Raw genomic sequence first — 17,653 nt, 5'->3', positions numbered from 1 at the left:
CCGTGTCCTTGTCAACGCATTTACATAAAATCTGATTGTTATTACTATACTGCTAAACATTTGAAAAGGCAATAGGATACCGCACTAAAAATATGCACAAATGAAGAATCACGTTCTCCGGTTACGGCCGTTCAATTTCACCGGGGTGGTCAATGCACGAACGCGTTCCATGATGCGTGCGGCTTTCAAGTCTTCCTTCTCCCCGCGCTGCGAGTATGTCAAATGGTGCTGCAGTTCGTCGTAGCTGAAGTTGGAAGAGATGAATGTCGGCTTCCGTTCCGCCATACGGTAGTGCAGGATAGTGCCGAGTACGTCATCGCGGGTCCAGGAAGACATCGCCTCTGCACCGAGGTCGTCGAGCATGAGGACGTCCGCTTGTTTGACGTAGTCGATTTTTTCCTGCAACGTATGGTCTGCGATCGACTGCTTCATTTCACGCATGAATTCCGGCACGAAGACGAGCACGGTCTTGATGTTCATTTCGGCAAGTTCATTCGCGACTGCACTAAGCAAGTAGGATTTCCCGATTCCAAATTGGCCGTATAAATACAACCCTTTCTCCGGCAAGTCGTTCGGTCCGCTCGTCGATCCGAGGAAGGTGCCGACTGCGCGCAGTGCAGCCATCCGGCTATCTTCCGGCTCGAAGCCGGCAAGCGTCGCTTCTTGCACTTCCTTCGGCATGAACATGCTATGGATCATCGACGATGCGCGACGTCTGTTGTCATGCTCCGTCTTCAACCGGCATTTCGTATAAGCGATGCCGATCGTTCCGCGCTCAAGCACAAGATTCGGCTCGAAGCCTTTCAAGTGGTTGATGCAGTCGCCTAAGTCTGGACATTTGTTGCAGTCATGCGACTGATCCGTGTATTCGTATAACTTCACCAAGCCACGGTCAACGATTTCCGTGTTGATTTCATTCGCATGGGCGTCAATGAATTCTTGGACTCCTGGCTGCTCCAGCACTTCTTTCCGCATAGCGTCGTAGCGTTCCGAAAAAGAAGGTGCGTTCACAACACGTTTCATTGTTTCACGAATCGGTTCCATTTACTCACCCTTCCCTTTCTTCATCGCCAACGAAGCGAGCAATTTCTGTTTCTCTAATTCAAAACTTTCATCAGCTGCTTTGTCGGCTGGTTTCGGTTGTTCTTCTTTCTTATAGAACCATTCCGGTAATTTCTCTTCACGCACCGGCTTGCGCTTCGATCCACCTGAGCTTTTCGAAGGTGCCGGGCCTTCCGTTTTCCACTTCATGTATTCATCGTGTTCGGTCCGTGCCAATTCCATTGCTTCTTTAGCTGTGGTCACTTTCTTACGGATCCAGTGCGAAGCGATTTTCTCAGCAAAGCTTTTCGTCAGCTTCATATCAGTCCGGAGCATGACGTATTGCAACAGGACATTAACCACACCCGCGTTCATCCCGTGATTCATGACCAATTGATTGGCCAGCTGGATGTCACCGGATAGCGGTTCTTTGCCGTCCGCAATGTCACGCAGCACTTGGACTGGCGGCGTCGATTCGAGATACTCGACAAGCTCGTCTTGTTTCGTCTCAGGTAGCGCCTGCTCCTCTTCTTTCGGCTGCTCTGCCCGGTAGACAGGCGTCAGCTTAGGAGCGGTGACAGATACCGTAATTTTATAATATTCCGAAGCGGCTTTCTTCAGCGCCTCTTCGGTCATTTTGTTTTCCTCGTCCAGTGCGAGCAGAACCACTTTTTGCATATCGAGCGGCCCCCAACCATAGAGGAAGGCAAGTTTCGCAATGATCGCTTTCATCGAAGCCGTCATCACGCGGCGCGGAACTAACTGCTCCGACAATCCGTTCAAAAGAAGCGAGAAGTCGAAATCGTGATCCGCCTCATACCCTTTCCGTGAACGTTCCCGCAAATTCGTGATCGGTTCCGGGTACCCCGCTTTCGCATGGACCGGCAGGAAAATGTCCGTGAACGTGCGTGACACATCCTCGAAATCCGTCATCGCCTCCACTGGTCGCACAAAACGGTCGCGAAGCTTGCGGTACGCCGTATTGTCGATTTTACTGAATAAGAACATCGACAGGAGCGGATCCGCAAAGAACGTTTTCGGGTCGAGCGGTGGCTGCAGTTCATAAAGGAATGTCCGCACTTCTCCACTTCTGCGGAACGTTTTCAAAAGCCCGATCGCTTCAAGCTGGATGCGCGCTTCGAATATGCGGGAAATCGGCAGCCCAAGTAAACTCATCAACTGATAATGCGTCGCTTCCTGCTCTCCTGCTTCTCCGTCCGCCCAAAGCGTCAAATACAGCGAGACCGCTTCGGACCCAATCATCGGCTGATACAAGAGTGTCAGCAATTGACGATCAAAATCGGAAAATGGATAAGGCATGGTTGTCTTGTAAATATCCATCGCCTTCAACTCTTTATAAAATGCAGTTGTCATCGTTTATCGCCTCACAAAGTTTTTCGCTGGTCCGCATTTTTCTCCAATAAGTCTTTCAATTCATCGATAAAGACCGTGATGTCTTTGAACTGGCGGTAAACGGAGGCAAAGCGAACATACGCCACTTCATCGATCAAAGCGAGACGTTCCATCACAAGCTCTCCGACTTCCTCGGATTTCACTTCCGCATTTCCAGCACGACGTAGCACGGTCTCGATATCGAATACGACTCTCTCCAATTCTTCCAACGGAACTGGACGCTTCTCACATGCACGGATGAGACCCCGCAGCACTTTTTCGCGGCTGAACTCTTCACGCGAACTGTCTTTCTTGACGACGATCAGCGGCATTTCTTCCACTTTCTCGAATGTCGTGTAACGATAGCCGCAAGATTCACACTCCCTGCGTCTTCTGATTGATTTCATTTCGTCCACTGGCCGCGAATCCACGACGCGCGTTCCATTATGCTGGCATGCCGGACATTTCATGTATACCTCTCCTCAAACTTATACTAGTGATGGAAAAATTGAATGTTTCTATATCTATAATTAAGTTGAACTTAATATTTTGCCCGATATTCCGTAAAATAGCTCCGCGTCCAGTGGCCTCGCGCCGAGCTATTCCACAGGAGTCTCCGCTGTTTTACTCCATATCTTTTCGTAGATAATGATGAGGAGTGATATCTGGTGCCACCACACTCCAAGAAGAAGAAAGAGCGGAAAGCGGCGAAGGGCAAAGATGTGCTCCTGCATCGCTTCGCTAGCTTCGTATCAAAGATGTTGACTGAGCCACCTTCGTTCAACATCTTCGCTGCTCCCGCGGAAAGCGTCCGCCTGGAGCGCGTTCTTCCAGACTTGTATAAAATTCAACATAGACTTCTTCTTAAACTACAGTATAACAAAATTTCCCCATGAAAATAGAAAAAGCAGAGGATTTGTCCCCTGCTTCCGTTATTTAAACTATTCTATCAGACTGCAGCTACTGCTTTTGCCTGTCCAACCGCTACCGGCCCCATGCCACGCGGCACTTCGACGAGCTCTCGTGTTTGTGACCCAAGCGCTTCAGCGATATAGTTCGCTGCGATTGTCGGATCCAAATCACCGCAAGTGTAAACGTCGATACTTGCGTAGCCGTGTTCCGGGAAGCTGTGGATTGTCAAGTGCGATTCCGAGATGATGACCACTCCGCTTACGCCCTGAGGTGCAAATTTGTGGAATGCCACCTCGCGGATTTCCGCCCCTGATTTCAGTGCAGCATCAACAAAAGTCTGTTCGATAAATTCGATATCGTTCAATTTGTCAAAGTCACACTGCCATAATTCTGCAATTACGTGCCGTCCCATCGTTTCCATGGTTTGTTTCCCCCTTTGAGTGATTTTGTGAAAATGCAAAATATCCAAAGTTGACCGCCACGGGGGAAAGTTAGTCCAAAGAGGTCCCAACCCTTTAAGCAGCCAAAATAGCGATCCTACTACTGAGTGCGCTCTTTCGATGAATGAGCTAGCGTTTTTCGATCAGCTACGTTTCATAGTATAAAATGATTTTTGTTCAAAAGCAATAAATATATTTTAACAATACTTTTTGTTAACTTTAACGCACACCTCCTTTTCCTGTCATATCAACGTTTCTCCGCTCAACAAGCTCTTTTCTGTAAAAAACTCATGTATTCCATCGCTTTTTCAGACATCAAAAAACCAGCCGCCAAAGAGGAAGCTGGAGCTAGTATTGTTCTTATGCGATTTCCGCTTTCAGTCCGGAAGCGACTTTTTGCATCAAGTCGACAACGCGTGCAGAGTAGCCCCACTCGTTGTCATACCAAGCAAGGACTTTCACTTTGCGGCTGCCCATGACAAGCGTGGATAGACCGTCGACGATTGCCGAGCTAGCATTCGAGTTGAAGTCGATCGATACGAGCGGCTCCATCGTCAGTTCAAGTACACCTTCCATCGAGCCTTTCGAAGCATCGACGAATGCAGCGTTCACTTCTTCCACTGTCACGTCCTGTTTCAAGTCGACGACAAGATCAACGAGTGAGACGTTCGGTGTCGGAACGCGAAGTGCCATTCCGTGAAGCTTCCCTTCAAGCTCTGGAAGCACAAGTGATAGCGCTTTTGCAGCTCCAGTCGATGTCGGAATGATCGATTGTGCGCAAGCACGTGCGCGGCGCAAGTCTTTATGCGGGTTATCCAAGTTCTTCTGGTCATTCGTATAAGCATGAACTGTCGTCATCAAGCCGTTTTCGATACCGAAACGATCGTTCAGTACTTTCACAACAGGTGCAAGGCAGTTCGTCGTGCAGCTTGCGTTCGAAATGACGTCATGGCGCTGGACATCCAGCTTGTCTTCGTTGACGCCCATGACGATCGTGATATCTTCATTTTTACCTGGAGCAGTCAAAATGACTTTCTTCGCCCCTGCTTCAAGGTGCAATGCCGCTTTGTCGCGCGCATTGAACTTGCCAGTTGCTTCGATTACGATATCCACGCCCATTTCGCTCCATGGCAATTTGGCTGGATCGCGTTCGTTCACGAGCTGAACGCGTTTACCGTTCACGATGATGACGCCTTCTTCAGATGAAACATCCGCAGCGAAGGTCCCGTGGTTTGTGTCATACTTTATCAAGTGAGCCAAAGTTTCGGCAGGGTAACTTGCATTTACTGCTGCAATCGTTACATCGTCCATCAAGATCGCTTGTCTGAAAACCATTCGGCCGATACGGCCAAATCCATTAATCGCAATAGAAGTAGTCATATTTAAAAGTCCTCCAGTTAAATGAGTTATACTTATTGGTCAATCCGTTATATAGTATAACACATTATCTCTTTTAAGGAACATGAAATGTGTTTTTATCGCTCTTTTCTCGGCAAAGCATGCCACATTTCCAAAATCCGTTCCAATTGGCCTTTCGTCTCTGCCAATGAACCGTTGTTGTAGATGACTGCGTCAGCCCCTTGCTCTTTCACCGACATCGGCAATTGTGAGGCGATGCGCGCACGTGCTTCTTTTTCCGGAAATTGGTTGCGCTCCATAAGTCGACGCAGCTGATTTTCGTCCGTGACCGAAACGACAAGCACTTTATCCACGAAGTGCTGCAACTTGCTTTCGAACAGGAGCGGGATATCCATGATGACGACTGGATGGCCTTCGGCGAGGAGAGCATCCCGCTGCCTAAGCATTTCTCTCCGAATTGCTGGATGGATGATATCGTTCAGCTTCTTTCGGCTGACAGGATCGTTGAATATAATTTCTCCGACACGTTCCCGGTTCATCGTTCCGTCCTTTCGGAGAGCTTGTTCACCGAAAGTGGCAACGATTTCCGCGAGCGTCTCCGTTCCTGCTTGGACAACTTGACGCGCGACAAGGTCCGCGTCCACGATTGGATATTCCTTCTCTACTAGCATCGCCGAGACGGTACTTTTTCCGCTGGCGATACTCCCCGTCAATCCGATGATCATATTACTCCCTCATTTCTGGCACGCAGGGCAATACACTGAAGTCCGTCCGCCGATTTTCAACGACTTGGTCGGCGTACCGCATGCCGTACACTGTTTTTTCCCATACATTCCGAAGCGGTTTTGCATACTTCCCGATTCGCCGTTGATATCACGGTAATCTGAGATGGTACTGCCTCCCGCTTCAATGCTTTCTAGCAGAATGGCGACGATCTTCTCGAACAGTTCTACTTTGCGCTTCCGGCTGATGCGGGACGCCGCACGGTTCGGATGGATTTTCATCGCGAACAACGCTTCCGTGGCATAAATATTGCCACAGCCCGAGATCACTTGCCCGTCCATGATGACTTCCTTGATCGGCTTGTCCTTGAAGCGACTGCTTTCGGCCAAATCGAGGAAATGGCTGAGCGCAAGCGGTTCGAATGGTTCCGGCGCCATCAATAGAAGTGGCGGGAACCCTGATTCATCCTCCAGCAACCGCATCTCGCCGAAACGGCGGATGTCGGAGAACACAAGAAGTGAATCATCATCCAACTCGAACGTGACGTGTGCGTGGCGGCGGAATTTATCTTCCGTGATGCCCGCCAGTTCATTCACATGGAACCATGCACCCGACATGCCAAGATGATTGACCAGGAGAAACGACTGGTCTTTATGCATTGTGAAATAAATATATTTGCTTCTTCGCTCCACTTGGAGAATTTCTGCATCCGTCAGGCGCTCGATGAAGTCTTCAACATCCGTCACTTTGATGATGGCTTCTTTTCCATTCGCCTTTGACAGACGGATAACGTCAGAAACGTGTATGGAGCGGATGGTTCGATTCAAAGCAGCCGGCCGGATCTGCCGGACGACTCCTTCGACTTCCGGTAATTCTGGCACTTGCTGTCACTCCTTCTATTTCGTGTCGTACCAGCTGTCGCCCGATGCGATATCGACTTTCAGTGGTACGTCCAGTTTTACTGCGTTTTCCATGATTTCCGGTACGAGCTTCAAAAGACGATCCAGCTCGTCTGCCGGTGTTTCAAATATCAGTTCATCGTGCACTTGCAGAAGCATCCGCGTTTTGAGCCCCTGCTCTTCAATCGCTTCGTCCATGTCGATCATCGCTTTTTTGATGATGTCAGCGGCACTTCCTTGGATCGGCGTGTTCATCGCTGTCCGCTCCGCAAAGCCGCGCAAGTTGAAGTTCGATGATGTGATGTCCGGCAAGTAGCGGCGACGATTCATGAGCGTCGTCACGAAGCCTTCCTTCTTCGCCGTGTCGATGATATCTGACATGTATTGCTTTACTCCTTCAAAACTCGCCAAATAGCGGTCGATGAACGATGCCGCTTCCTTCCGCGTGATGTTCAAGCTTTGGGACAAGCCGTAGTCACTGATGCCGTAAACGATTCCAAAGTTGACGGCTTTCGCAGCACGGCGCATGTCTGACGTCACTTCCGACTCCTCGACATGGAAAACGTCGCTCGCTGTCGTCGTGTGGATGTCGCGGTCTTCCTTGAATGCCTGAATCAAGCGCTGGTCTTGCGAAATGTGTGCAAGAACACGCAGCTCAATCTGCGAATAGTCCGCTGCGACAAGTACCCAACCTGGCTCGGAAGGAACGAACGCCTTGCGGATCTTCCGACCTTCCTCGATACGGATCGGGATGTTTTGCAAGTTCGGGTTGATGGAACTGAGTCGGCCAGTCGTCGTAAGTGCCTGCTGGAAACGTGTATGCACTTTACCGTCCTCGTGGATTTCCTTGAGTAGCCCCTCAATATATGTCGACAGTAATTTGCCGAGTTGGCGGTAAAGCAAGATGTGAGAAATAATCGGGTGCTTTCCTTCCAATTTGTCCAGTACATCCGCTGCTGTCGAGTATCCTGTTTTCGTCTTCTTCAAGACCGGTAAACCAAGCTGCTCGAACAGCACGACACCCAGCTGCTTCGGTGAATTGATGTTGAACGGTGCGCCGGCAAGTTCATGGATTTCTGCTTCGATGCCGGCAAGTTTGCCAGACAGCTCCTGCCCCATCACTGTCAATTGTTCACGGTCGACACTGACACCGATTGATTCCATCTGGCCGAGAACGGAGGCGAGCGGCAATTCCAGTTTATCGTACAGATCGAATTGTGCATTAGCATGCAGTTTTTCGGAAACGAGCGGTCGGACTTTCCAGATCGTCTCAGCTTTCCGCGCCAAGTGCTCATGAAGCACACCCAACTCCGGCACTGCCTTCTTCGCACCTTTCCCGTAAACCTGTTCGTTCGCAGCAACTTCTGCACTCGAGTATTCTTTAACGATGCCTGCAAGGTCTGCCGAAGTGAGCGACGGATTGTTGATATATGCAGCAAGCATCAAGTCGAAATGGACGCCGCGCAATTCGATACCACAACGCAAGAACGCTGCAGTGGAGGCTTTCGAGTCGAACATGAACTTCTTCTTGCTGTCATCTTCCAGCCATTCTTTGAACGCAACGGATGCAAGTGCCGCCTCCATCGATACAACGTATACATGGTCCGCTGTCGCGAGCGAAATGCCGAGCATATCGCTCGTATGATATTGCTCATCGAACATCTCCAAATGGACAGCCATCTCATCTTCCAGGATTTCTGGTCCAATCTCCGTCAACACATCGAATGCCAGGTCTTCTTTCACGGTTTCTTCTTCCGTATACTCCAGCTTCTCAAGCAAAGTCTTGAATGCCAATTCGCGCCAAACTTCTACGAGAGCGTCCATATCCGGACCATCGTAGGAAAGCTCTCCTACTGAAACTTCGATCGGTGCTTGACGTTCGATTGTCGCAAGCTGCTTAGATATGTAAGCCAGCTGCTCGTTTTCCACAAGCTTTTCTTTCAATTTGCCTTTTTGCTGGTCGATCGCTTCGTACACACCTTCGACCGAGCCGTGCGCTTTCAGCAGTTTAATCGCCGTTTTCTCTCCAACTCCAGGTACGCCCGGAATGTTATCCGATGCATCCCCCATGAGCCCTTTCATGTCGATGATCTGCAGCGGCGTTAATCCATATTTTTCTTCGATATGCCCCACTGTGTATTTTTCGATATCAGTGATTCCTTTACGTGTGATGTAGACCGTCGTCGTCGGCGAAGCAAGCTGCGTCAAGTCCTTGTCTCCTGATATGACGATTACTTCGTCTCCCGCCTTCTCAGCTTCGAGTGCGAGCGTGCCGATGATGTCATCCGCCTCGTAGTTCGGTAATTCGTATCGCTGGATGCGGTAAGCATCGATCAGCTTACGCAAGTATGGAAATTGCTCGGAAAGTTCTGGTGGCGTCTTTTGGCGCCCTCCTTTATATTCCTTGAATGTCTCGTGACGGAACGTGGTCTTGCCCGCATCGAATGCGACAAGCATATGTGTCGGCTGTTCCTCGTCCAGCACTTTTTGGAGCATCATCGTGAATCCGTAAACTGCGTTCGTATGGATTCCGTGATCGTTCGTTAGGAGCGGCAACGCGAAAAACGCGCGGTATGCCAAACTGTTTCCGTCCAACAATAAAATTTTCTTCGCCACAATATGACCCCTTTCTTTTATGAAAGCTGAATCCGTCATTTCCCACGAGTTTAGTGGGAACCTTTCAGCCAAATTAAAAAACCGTCATTCCATTCATTTTACCATGCAGGCAAATGGAATAGAAATGACGGCCTCGATTACTCGATATATCCAGACAAAATTCGTGCATATGGCGAGTCTGATGGAATGATGATCATCGTTTCGTCGTTGATCGTCTTACGATAAGATTCGAGTGAACGGTATAATGCGTAAAACTCCGGGTCTTTCGAGAAGGCATCGTTATAAATCTTGGCTGCTTCCGCTTCCCCTTCAGCTTGGATGAGTGCTGCGTCTTTTTTAGCAGTCGCAATCACTTCCTGTGCTTCACGGTCAGCTTGCGCTTCGATTTCCAACTTCCGCGCATCTCCTTGGGACAAGTAATCCTGTGCAGTCGATTCACGCTCGGAAACCATCCGTGTGTAGACCGATTGTTCGTTTTCCGGTGGCAAGTCCGTACGACGGATGCGGACATCCACTACTTCGATGCCGTACTCAGCATTTTTCAAAAGGTCATTCACTTTCTCAGTGACCGTTTCGTTCAAGCTACCACGGGAAGATTTTTCATCGTTGATGATTTCATCATAGTTCATCTGACCAAGTTCCGTCCGGACGACTGAGTATACGAATTCTTCCATCCGCGATTCCGCATTGACAAGCGTCACAGCGTTCGTGATCAGTTTCAATGGGTCTGTTACACGCCAAACAGCATAGTTATCGATGATGATCCGCTTCTTATCACGCGTGTTGATTTCCGCTTCGGATACATCGTATGTCATCTGGTATTTCGGAATCGTTGTCGTGCTTTGGATGAACGGGACTTTCATCTTGATTCCCGGCTGTTCCTGGATCTTCACGACTTCCCCAAACTGGCGGACGACCCGGTATTCATTTTCTTTCACGACATAAATATTGACAAGTACAAGAATTGCAGCAATCAGAAGGACCGCCAAACCCGTAATCATCTTCCAATACTTCTTGAAGTTGATCGGCTCTTTTTCTCTTTTAACCTTTTTGGGCTTGGCGGGGCGATTAAAGGCATCAAAACTCTTCATATTGTCATTCGGTTTGTTCGGATCCATCAGTTGCCACCCCCTTCTTCTTCAGTGACCGGTGGAACCGGTGTTGTATTCAACCCTTCGAGCGGCAAGTACTTCATCGTCCCGCCCTCGTCGTTCATGATGTAGATTTTCGCGTTCGGGAGCACAGCCTCGAGCGTCTCCATGACAAGTCGCTGGCGCGTTACTTCGGGGCTTGCTGTGTACTCCTTATACAATTCGTTGAACAAGGCGACATCTCCGCGCGCTTGTTCAGTACGTGCCACTTTTTGCCCTTCTGCCCGTGACTGGATCGCCGATTGTTCACCGAGTGCTCCGTTCCGCTTCTCGTTTTCGTATTTACGTGCTTCGTTGATTTTCGTATTCATCGTCTCCCGTGCATCCGTCACGTTCGTGAACGCTGCACGTACTTCTTCGTTTGGCAGTTCTACGTCTTGCAGCTGCACGGTCGAGATGGAAATCCCGATATCATACTTCTCGATAAGGCTCGCAAGCAAGTCCCGTGTCTCCATTTCTATTTCCGCTTTTCCGGAAGTCAATGCGTCGTCGATCAGCGAGTTGCCAACGATCGAGCGGATCGATGCAGAAGTTGCGTCATGAAGAATTTCTTCCGGGTTTTCAGCGTTGAACAAGTATTTGATGGGATCTGCAATTTTCCACTGGACGACCAAGTCAGCAAGGACGATATTCTCATCTCCAGTGATCATCTTCGTCTCTTTGTCATAGCCGGTGATTTCTCCGTCTACCGTTTTATCATAGCCGAATTGCAAACTGTACGTCTCTTTCGATAACACTTCCGCTTTTTGGATCGGCCACGGCAGTTTAAAATGCAGTCCGGACTCCGTCACGGTCTCGTTGGCGACACCGAATGTGATGATGACCGCTTGTTCCGACTCATCCACGGTATACCAGGAGGTGAAGACTGCGATCAGCAGCAAGATGCCTGCGACGGACAAGCCGATGATGCTCCATACACGTTTTGTACTCATAATTAGTTCCCCCTTTTTCTATGTATAGTAGTTATACGGAACAATCGTGAAATAGTTTCACAAAATAGAAAAAGAGCCCGGGGAGGACTCTTTTTCCATATATGAAGTTGAAAGGGGTTCTACTACACTATAGCAACCGATTATGAAGAACATGTTAACGAGATGTAAAGATTCGTTTTAGTATTCTGCAAGCGGTAATGACAAGATGAATTTCGTCCCTTTCCCGACTTCACTTTCGACTTCGATATTCCCTTGATGCAATTCGACGATATGCTTGACGATCGATAAGCCGAGCCCGGTACCACCGGAATTCCGGCTACGCGCCCGGTCGACCCGGTAGAACCGTTCGAACAGTCTCCCGATTTCGGACGCTTCAATGCCGATTCCTTCATCTTCCACTTCAATGATGGCATCGCTGTCATTTTTATACAACCGAATTGTAATCGTTGTCTGTTCAGGGGAATACGTCGCAGCATTGATCAGCAAGTTGATCATGACTTGGACGAGCCGGTTATCGTCTCCCGTCACTTTGACCGGTGAGAGCTCAGTTTTCAGTGCAATCTCTTTGTCTTGCAGACGAAAGCAGACACTTTCGATCGCCTGTAAAATGACTGTCTCCATCTTGAGCGGCTTCACGTTTACTTGATAGCCGCTCTGTTCAATCTTCGATAGCTCAAGTAAATCTTTCACCAGCACTTCCAGACGGTTACTTTCGTTCTGGATGATTTCCAGGAACGAGAGAAGCGACGTTTCGTCATGATAGGCACCGTCCAGCAGCGTCTCCGTAAACCCTTTGATCGATGTAATCGGTGTTCTCAGCTCATGTGAGACGTTCGCGACAAAATCTTTGCGGACCTGCTCCAAACGCTTCAGCTCCGTAATGTCATGCAAGACGATGACGATCCCGAGCCAACGTTCATGAGAACCGATGACCGGTGCGCCGTAGACGTTCAAGTGCTTCGTAACGATGCCTTGGGTGATTTCCACTTGCTGTCTCGCCGGTTCTTCCGTCATGAACACTTCCTCGAAGAATTGCTGAAGCTCTTCCGGAACAGGCAATTCTTTGTAAAACTGCTGATAGACATCCGCTTCTTTCACTTTGAATTCTTTCAGGAACGGCTCGTTGACAAGTGTGATTGAACCTTGCCGTCCGATCATGATCAAACCGCTTCCCATATTTTCGATCAGCGTCTTCAAACGTTCCTGCTCCATTTCGCGGATCGCTGCGATTTCCTGTAAGTTCCTCGCCAGTATATTGATTGACGTACTCAGTTCAATTGAAGCACCTGAACTGTTCTCGAATGCACGCGCCTGGTAATTCCCTTTCGCAAGTTCAAGTGCTGTCTCCGTAACGTTCTCGATCGGCAACGCGTGCGTGCGGATGATGCGATGAGCGAAGAAGGCGGTTATGACCAGGGCCACACTGAACACGATGATGAGGATCAGCCAGACCTCCCCCATGTATCCAGGCTTCCCGTAAATGGAAAAAAGCTGTCCGACTACGATGAGTAGGACAGCGAGCAGCGCGCCCGTCCAAAATAGTTGTGAAAGGAGAAGACGGTGGCGGAATGCTTTCATCCGGCTTTCGGCTCTTCGAATTTATAACCGAGGCCACGGATCGTTTTGATGAAGATCGGTTTGCGGCTATTTTCTTCGATTTTTTCACGCAAGTGGCTGATGTGCACGTCGACGATCCGCGTGTCTCCGGCGAAATCGTACTTCCAAACCGCACTCAATAATTGATCACGCGTCAACACGCGGTTCTTGTTTTCCATCAGATAGACGAGCAGTTCAAATTCCTTCGGAGTGAACTCGAGCGGCTCTCCTCTCAGGAACGCTTCGAAACGGTCCGGATACACTTCCAATTTTCCTGAAATAAATGAAGCGGATGCATCGTCTTGTTGTACTTTCGTCGTCTCGGAACGGCGAAGTACCGCCTTAATACGCGCGACAACTTCTCGCGGGCTGAATGGCTTCGTCATATAATCATCCGCACCGAGCTCAAGCCCGAGCACTTTATCGAATTCATCATCCTTCGCTGTCAGCATGATGATCGGTGTGTTCACTTTGTTTTGGCGAAGTGTCTTGCATACTTCCACTCCGTCCATCTCGGGCAGCATTAAGTCAAGTACGATCAGATCGAAGTTCTCGGACACTGCCAGATCATATCCTTTGCGGCCATCATTCGCGACAGCTGTTTCGAATCCGGCCTGGACCAGATTATAGGATAATAATGTTGCAATCGAATGCTCATCTTCAACAATCAAAATTTTCTTAGACATATACGTTCCTCCACATTCAGTTTGGAACCCCTTCCAAACAATCAACACTTATTCTTTCATAGATCCGTCCGTAATTTCATTGGTGAATGGCGGATTGACTGCCATTTCACCTTCCAGCACGATCGTCCCGTCAGTAAGTCTCGCTAGGACGTGGATATTTACTTCTCTCTGTTCTTCCCGGATTTCTTCGATCCGCAGCGAGCACTCGATCGTATCATCGTGAAAGACAGGTGCATGAAACGTCAATTGCTGCCCTTTTATGTAAGATCCTGGTCCGGGCAGATGTTTGGAGATGGCTGAAGTTAGAATGCCTGTCAGCATGGCATGCGGGACAATCGGTTTCTCGAACGGTGTCTGTGCCGCATAATCATGCTGGATGTACAAAGGATTATTATCGTTCGTCAAGCCAAGATAAAGAAGTAAATCACGATCTTCCATCTTTTCGGTCAATTCAAATGTCTCGCCGACTTCCAATTCCTCGATGCGTCGGCCGAGCTTCCTCTTTTTCCCGAGCTGCAAATCGATTCCCTCCTATTACATGATACTTTTATAGTAGCAATAATTTTTCAAAAAGTATATGGAGCGTTAGGCTTTTTCCCATTGGTCCCGGCTAGAGCTAATGGAATGAATGCTTACGTAGATGATGAGTTCTCATCATATGCCTAAAGGAATCTGCAGTCGCAAAAGGGCAGCCCCTAAAAGTCATAGATCATGACTTTCGGGGCTGCCCTGTAAGATTGGATTATAGGTTTTTGATCAATTCGTCAGCGAACTCAGAAGCTTTAACTTCTTTAGCGCCGTCCATCAGACGGGCGAAGTCATAAGTTACAACTTTAGAAGCGATCGTTTTTTCCATAGAAGCAGTGATCAATTTACCTGCTTCGCTCCAGCCAAGGTGATCAAGCATCAAGACACCTGAAAGGATGACTGAAGATGGGTTAACTTTGTCAAGGCCAGCGTATTTCGGAGCAGTACCATGAGTCGCTTCGAAGATTGCATGTCCTGTGTCATAGTTGATGTTCGCGCCTGGTGCGATACCGATGCCGCCGACTTGTGCAGCAAGTGCATCAGAGATGTAGTCGCCGTTCAAGTTCATTGTTGCAACAACGTCGAACTCGCTTGGACGTGTCAAGATCTGCTGTAGGAAGATATCAGCGATCGAGTCTTTGATCAGAATCTTGCCAGAAGCCAAAGCGTCTTCTTGTGCTTTGTTTGCAGCGTCAGTTCCTTGCTCATCTTTGACCTTATCGTATTCGTTCCAAGTGAAGACTTTGTCGCCGAATTCTTGTTCAGCCACTTCGTAGCCCCAGTTTTTGAAAGCTCCTTCAGTGAACTTCATGATGTTTCCTTTGTGAACCAGTGTTACCGACTCGCGGCCTTCATTCAACGCATAGTTGATTGCAGCGCGTACTAGACGTTTTGTTCCTTCTTCAGAAACTGGCTTGATTCCGATACCTGAAGTTTCAGGGAAGCGGATTTTGTCTACGCCCATTTCGTTCTGTAGGAATGAAACAAGTTTCTGAACTTCATCAGAACCTTTCGCGTATTCGATACCAGCATAGATATCTTCAGTGTTCTCACGGAAAATGACCATGTCCGTGTCTTCAGGACGTTTAACCGGTGAAGGAACACCAGTGAAGTAACGTACTGGACGCAAGCAAGTGTAAAGGTCCAATTCTTGGCGTAGTGCTACGTTCAATGAACGGATACCGCCACCGATTGGCGTTGTAAGAGGTCCTTTGATCGCGATCAAGTACTCACGGATCACGTCAAGCGTTTCTTTTGGAAGCCATTCTCCAGTTTCATCGAATGCTTTTTGACCAGCCAAGACTTCTTTCCATACGATTGATTTCTCGCCGTTGTAAGCTTTTTTCACTGCTTCTTCTAAAACGCGTGAAGCTGCGTTCCAGATATCCGGGCCAGTTCCGTCACCGATGATGAAAGGAATGATTGCGTTGTTAGGAACGTTCAAAACACCGTTTTCCAATGCTACTTTTTCGCCGTTAGTCATTTGTAATTTCCTCCTGTGGTCAAAGGCATAGGGCTTCGCAGCAAGCGAGCCCCATGACTTTGCATTTTCAATAATCGTTACCGCTTTTCGTTGTCCAGACTCCGGCTGCCAACCCCTTGAGTCGCTTCGTCTGTACACACGATGGCGGAAAAACGCCATCATGCGCAAAGACTCCAGCGCTTGTCGGGGCTGAACGGCAGCCTTCGCTTTTCTTTCTTATCTTTCTTCTACTGGAACGTATTTCTGCATGTCCGGGCCGATGTACTCAGCGCGTGGACGGATCAGGCGGTTGTTTGAATATTGCTCAAGAATGTGAGCAAGCCAGCCTGAAGTACGTGATACCGCGAAGATCGGCGTGAACAGGTCGTGGTCGATGTTCAATGAATGGTAAACCGATGCCGAGTAGAAGTCGACGTTTGGCGGAAGGTTCTTCTGGCCAGTGACGATTTCTTCGATGCGTACGGACATATCATACCATTTTTCTTCGCCGCGAATCTCTGTCAATTTCTGGGACATTTCGCGCAAGTGTTTTGCACGCGGATCACCTTTGCGGTAAACGCGGTGTCCGAAGCCCATGATTTTCTCTTTGTTCGCCAATTTCTCATTGATTACTTCGTCGACTTTGTCTACCGAGCCGATTTCTGTAAGCATCTTCATGACTTGCTCGTTCGCACCGCCGTGAAGTGGACCTTTCAATGCACCGATAGCCGCCGTCAATCCTGAGTATACGTCAGAAAGAGTCGCTACTGCTACACGTGCAGTGAATGTCGAAGCATTCAATTCGTGGTCAGCATGAAGAACAAGTGCTTTGTTGAAAGCTTCTACTTCGATGTCTTCAGGCATGTTGCCAGAAAGCATGTAAAGGAAGTTTGCAGCATAGCTAAGATCGCTCTTCGGTGATACTGGCTCTTCGCCTTTGCGGATGCGCGCGAAAGCAGTAACGACTGTAGAGATCTTCGCTTGTAGGCGAATTGCTTTACGGTAGTTTGCTTCCGGGTTCATTTCTTCCGCTTCTTCATCGAATAGACCAAGCATGGATACAGCCGTGCGAAGCGCTGCCATCGGGTGGACTGATTGGATGTCATATGTTTTGAAGTGGTTCAATACTTCCTGTGGAACTGACATGTTGTCAGCCAATTGTTGCTTCAGTTCTGCCAGTTCGTCAGCTTTAGGCAGACGCTGGTGCCAAAGCAAATATACGACCTCTTCGAAACTCGCATTGTTCGCCAAGTCATCGATGTCGTAGCCCACGTATGTAAGCGTGTCATCAATAATGGAACTGATAGCGGATTGGGTTGCAACTACACCCTCTAAACCTTTTGATGCGGTCATTGATATCGCTCCTTCTGCAATTTAAAATTCACCAAACTGTCGAAAACAGATGATGGGTTATCGGCAATTTTATTCTGCACATAACTCTTACTATGCCATTATAATCAATCATGAGTGTTTTGTGAATGAAAACGCTTGTTTTTGTGAAATTTCCACTTTTCCAAGAAAAAAACTCGGATTATTGTACAATAATCCGAGCATTCTTTGTTCTTTTCTGGAACCATCTGTTAATTAATGGCCGATAGATCTTTTGGGTCGGTTGGAAAAATAGCGTCAAGGCGACCAGATCCGAAAGGAAACCAGGCAACAGGAGAAGCAATCCCCCGATGACGATGAAGATCCCTTTCACTAACTGCTCCGCCGGCTGTTCGCCGCGGCTCAAACTTTCCTGGATGTCCCGGTAAGTTTTCAGCCCTTGGCGTCGTGCCAGGTATGCCCCGACGAGCCCGATTGCTAGTAATAGCCCGAGCGTCGGGAACAGGCCGATTTCCGTCCCCGCCCAAATCAAAAGACCAAGTTCAACGATTGGTGCAGCGATAATCAGCACTAAAAGCCATTTCACT

16 protein-coding genes are annotated in these 17,653 nt (G+C 48.6%); all 16 read right to left on the bottom strand.

Annotated elements, in window-relative coordinates:
• Positions 1–108: 108 nt before the first annotated feature.
• The 16 genes from dnaI to GIW82_RS00840 all read right to left on the bottom strand — a co-directional run bounded on the left by dnaI (position 109) and on the right by GIW82_RS00840 (position 17,652).
• Positions 109–1,044, bottom strand: coding sequence for a primosomal protein DnaI (gene dnaI, locus GIW82_RS00915; protein WP_154748060.1), 936 nt, complete (start codon positions 1,042–1,044; stop codon positions 109–111).
• Positions 1,045–2,415, bottom strand: coding sequence for a replication initiation and membrane attachment family protein (locus GIW82_RS00910; RefSeq protein WP_154748059.1), 1,371 nt, complete (start codon positions 2,413–2,415; stop codon positions 1,045–1,047).
• Positions 2,416–2,426: 11 nt separating this feature from the next.
• Positions 2,427–2,903: a transcriptional regulator NrdR gene (gene nrdR / locus GIW82_RS00905; RefSeq protein ID WP_154748058.1), complete on the bottom strand. Its 477-nt coding sequence runs from the start codon at positions 2,901–2,903 to the stop codon at positions 2,427–2,429.
• Between the two features lie 479 nt (positions 2,904–3,382).
• Positions 3,383–3,766, bottom strand: a complete 384-nt coding sequence (gene speD, locus GIW82_RS00900) for an adenosylmethionine decarboxylase (RefSeq protein WP_154748057.1) — start codon at positions 3,764–3,766, stop codon at positions 3,383–3,385.
• A gap of 379 nt (positions 3,767–4,145) precedes the next feature.
• Positions 4,146–5,165, bottom strand: coding sequence for a glyceraldehyde-3-phosphate dehydrogenase (locus GIW82_RS00895; protein WP_154748056.1), 1,020 nt, complete (start codon positions 5,163–5,165; stop codon positions 4,146–4,148).
• A gap of 95 nt (positions 5,166–5,260) precedes the next feature.
• Positions 5,261–5,869: a dephospho-CoA kinase gene (gene coaE, locus GIW82_RS00890; protein WP_154748055.1), complete on the bottom strand. Its 609-nt coding sequence runs from the start codon at positions 5,867–5,869 to the stop codon at positions 5,261–5,263.
• A gap of 9 nt (positions 5,870–5,878) precedes the next feature.
• Positions 5,879–6,748, bottom strand: a complete 870-nt coding sequence (mutM, locus tag GIW82_RS00885; RefSeq protein ID WP_370455947.1) for a bifunctional DNA-formamidopyrimidine glycosylase/DNA-(apurinic or apyrimidinic site) lyase — start codon at positions 6,746–6,748, stop codon at positions 5,879–5,881.
• 15 nt (positions 6,749–6,763) lie between these two features.
• Positions 6,764–9,385, bottom strand: coding sequence for a DNA polymerase I (polA, locus tag GIW82_RS00880; protein WP_370456161.1), 2,622 nt, complete (start codon positions 9,383–9,385; stop codon positions 6,764–6,766).
• Between the two features lie 134 nt (positions 9,386–9,519).
• Positions 9,520–10,500 (bottom strand): protease modulator HflC, encoded by a 981-nt coding sequence (gene hflC, locus GIW82_RS00875; protein WP_154748053.1) that lies wholly within the window; start codon positions 10,498–10,500, stop codon positions 9,520–9,522.
• Complete coding sequence (gene hflK / locus GIW82_RS00870) at positions 10,500–11,465, bottom strand: FtsH protease activity modulator HflK (RefSeq protein WP_154748052.1); 966 nt, start codon at positions 11,463–11,465, stop codon at positions 10,500–10,502. The genes hflC and hflK overlap by 1 nt, the downstream gene beginning before the upstream one ends.
• Positions 11,466–11,642: 177 nt before the next feature.
• On the bottom strand, positions 11,643–13,043 hold the full coding sequence (gene pnpS / locus GIW82_RS00865; RefSeq protein ID WP_154748051.1) for a two-component system histidine kinase PnpS: 1,401 nt from the start codon (positions 13,041–13,043) through the stop codon (positions 11,643–11,645).
• Complete coding sequence (locus GIW82_RS00860; protein WP_154748050.1) at positions 13,040–13,747, bottom strand: response regulator transcription factor; 708 nt, start codon at positions 13,745–13,747, stop codon at positions 13,040–13,042. Before GIW82_RS00860 ends, pnpS begins: the two co-directional genes overlap by 4 nt.
• A 48-nt stretch (positions 13,748–13,795) precedes the next feature.
• The gene (locus GIW82_RS00855) at positions 13,796–14,266 is read right to left on the bottom strand and encodes a MaoC/PaaZ C-terminal domain-containing protein (protein WP_154748049.1); all 471 of its coding nucleotides are present in this window, start codon (positions 14,264–14,266) and stop codon (positions 13,796–13,798) included.
• Positions 14,267–14,489: 223 nt separating this feature from the next.
• Positions 14,490–15,758 (bottom strand): NADP-dependent isocitrate dehydrogenase, encoded by a 1,269-nt coding sequence (icd, locus tag GIW82_RS00850; protein ID WP_154748048.1) that lies wholly within the window; start codon positions 15,756–15,758, stop codon positions 14,490–14,492.
• A 216-nt stretch (positions 15,759–15,974) separates the two neighbouring features.
• Positions 15,975–17,090, bottom strand: coding sequence for a citrate synthase (citZ, locus tag GIW82_RS00845; protein WP_154748047.1), 1,116 nt, complete (start codon positions 17,088–17,090; stop codon positions 15,975–15,977).
• 178 nt (positions 17,091–17,268) lie between these two features.
• The gene (locus GIW82_RS00840; protein WP_154748046.1) at positions 17,269–17,652 is read right to left on the bottom strand and encodes an FxsA family protein; all 384 of its coding nucleotides are present in this window, start codon (positions 17,650–17,652) and stop codon (positions 17,269–17,271) included.
• Position 17,653: the final 1 nt, after the last annotated feature.

Origin of the sequence: Planomicrobium sp. YIM 101495 (assembly GCF_009707665.1) — a bacterium.
In the GTDB taxonomy this organism is placed as follows: domain Bacteria; phylum Bacillota; class Bacilli; order Bacillales_A; family Planococcaceae; genus Planococcus.
Note: the sequence above shows the minus strand (reverse complement) of the source record. Positions and strands in the feature narration are given on the sequence as shown.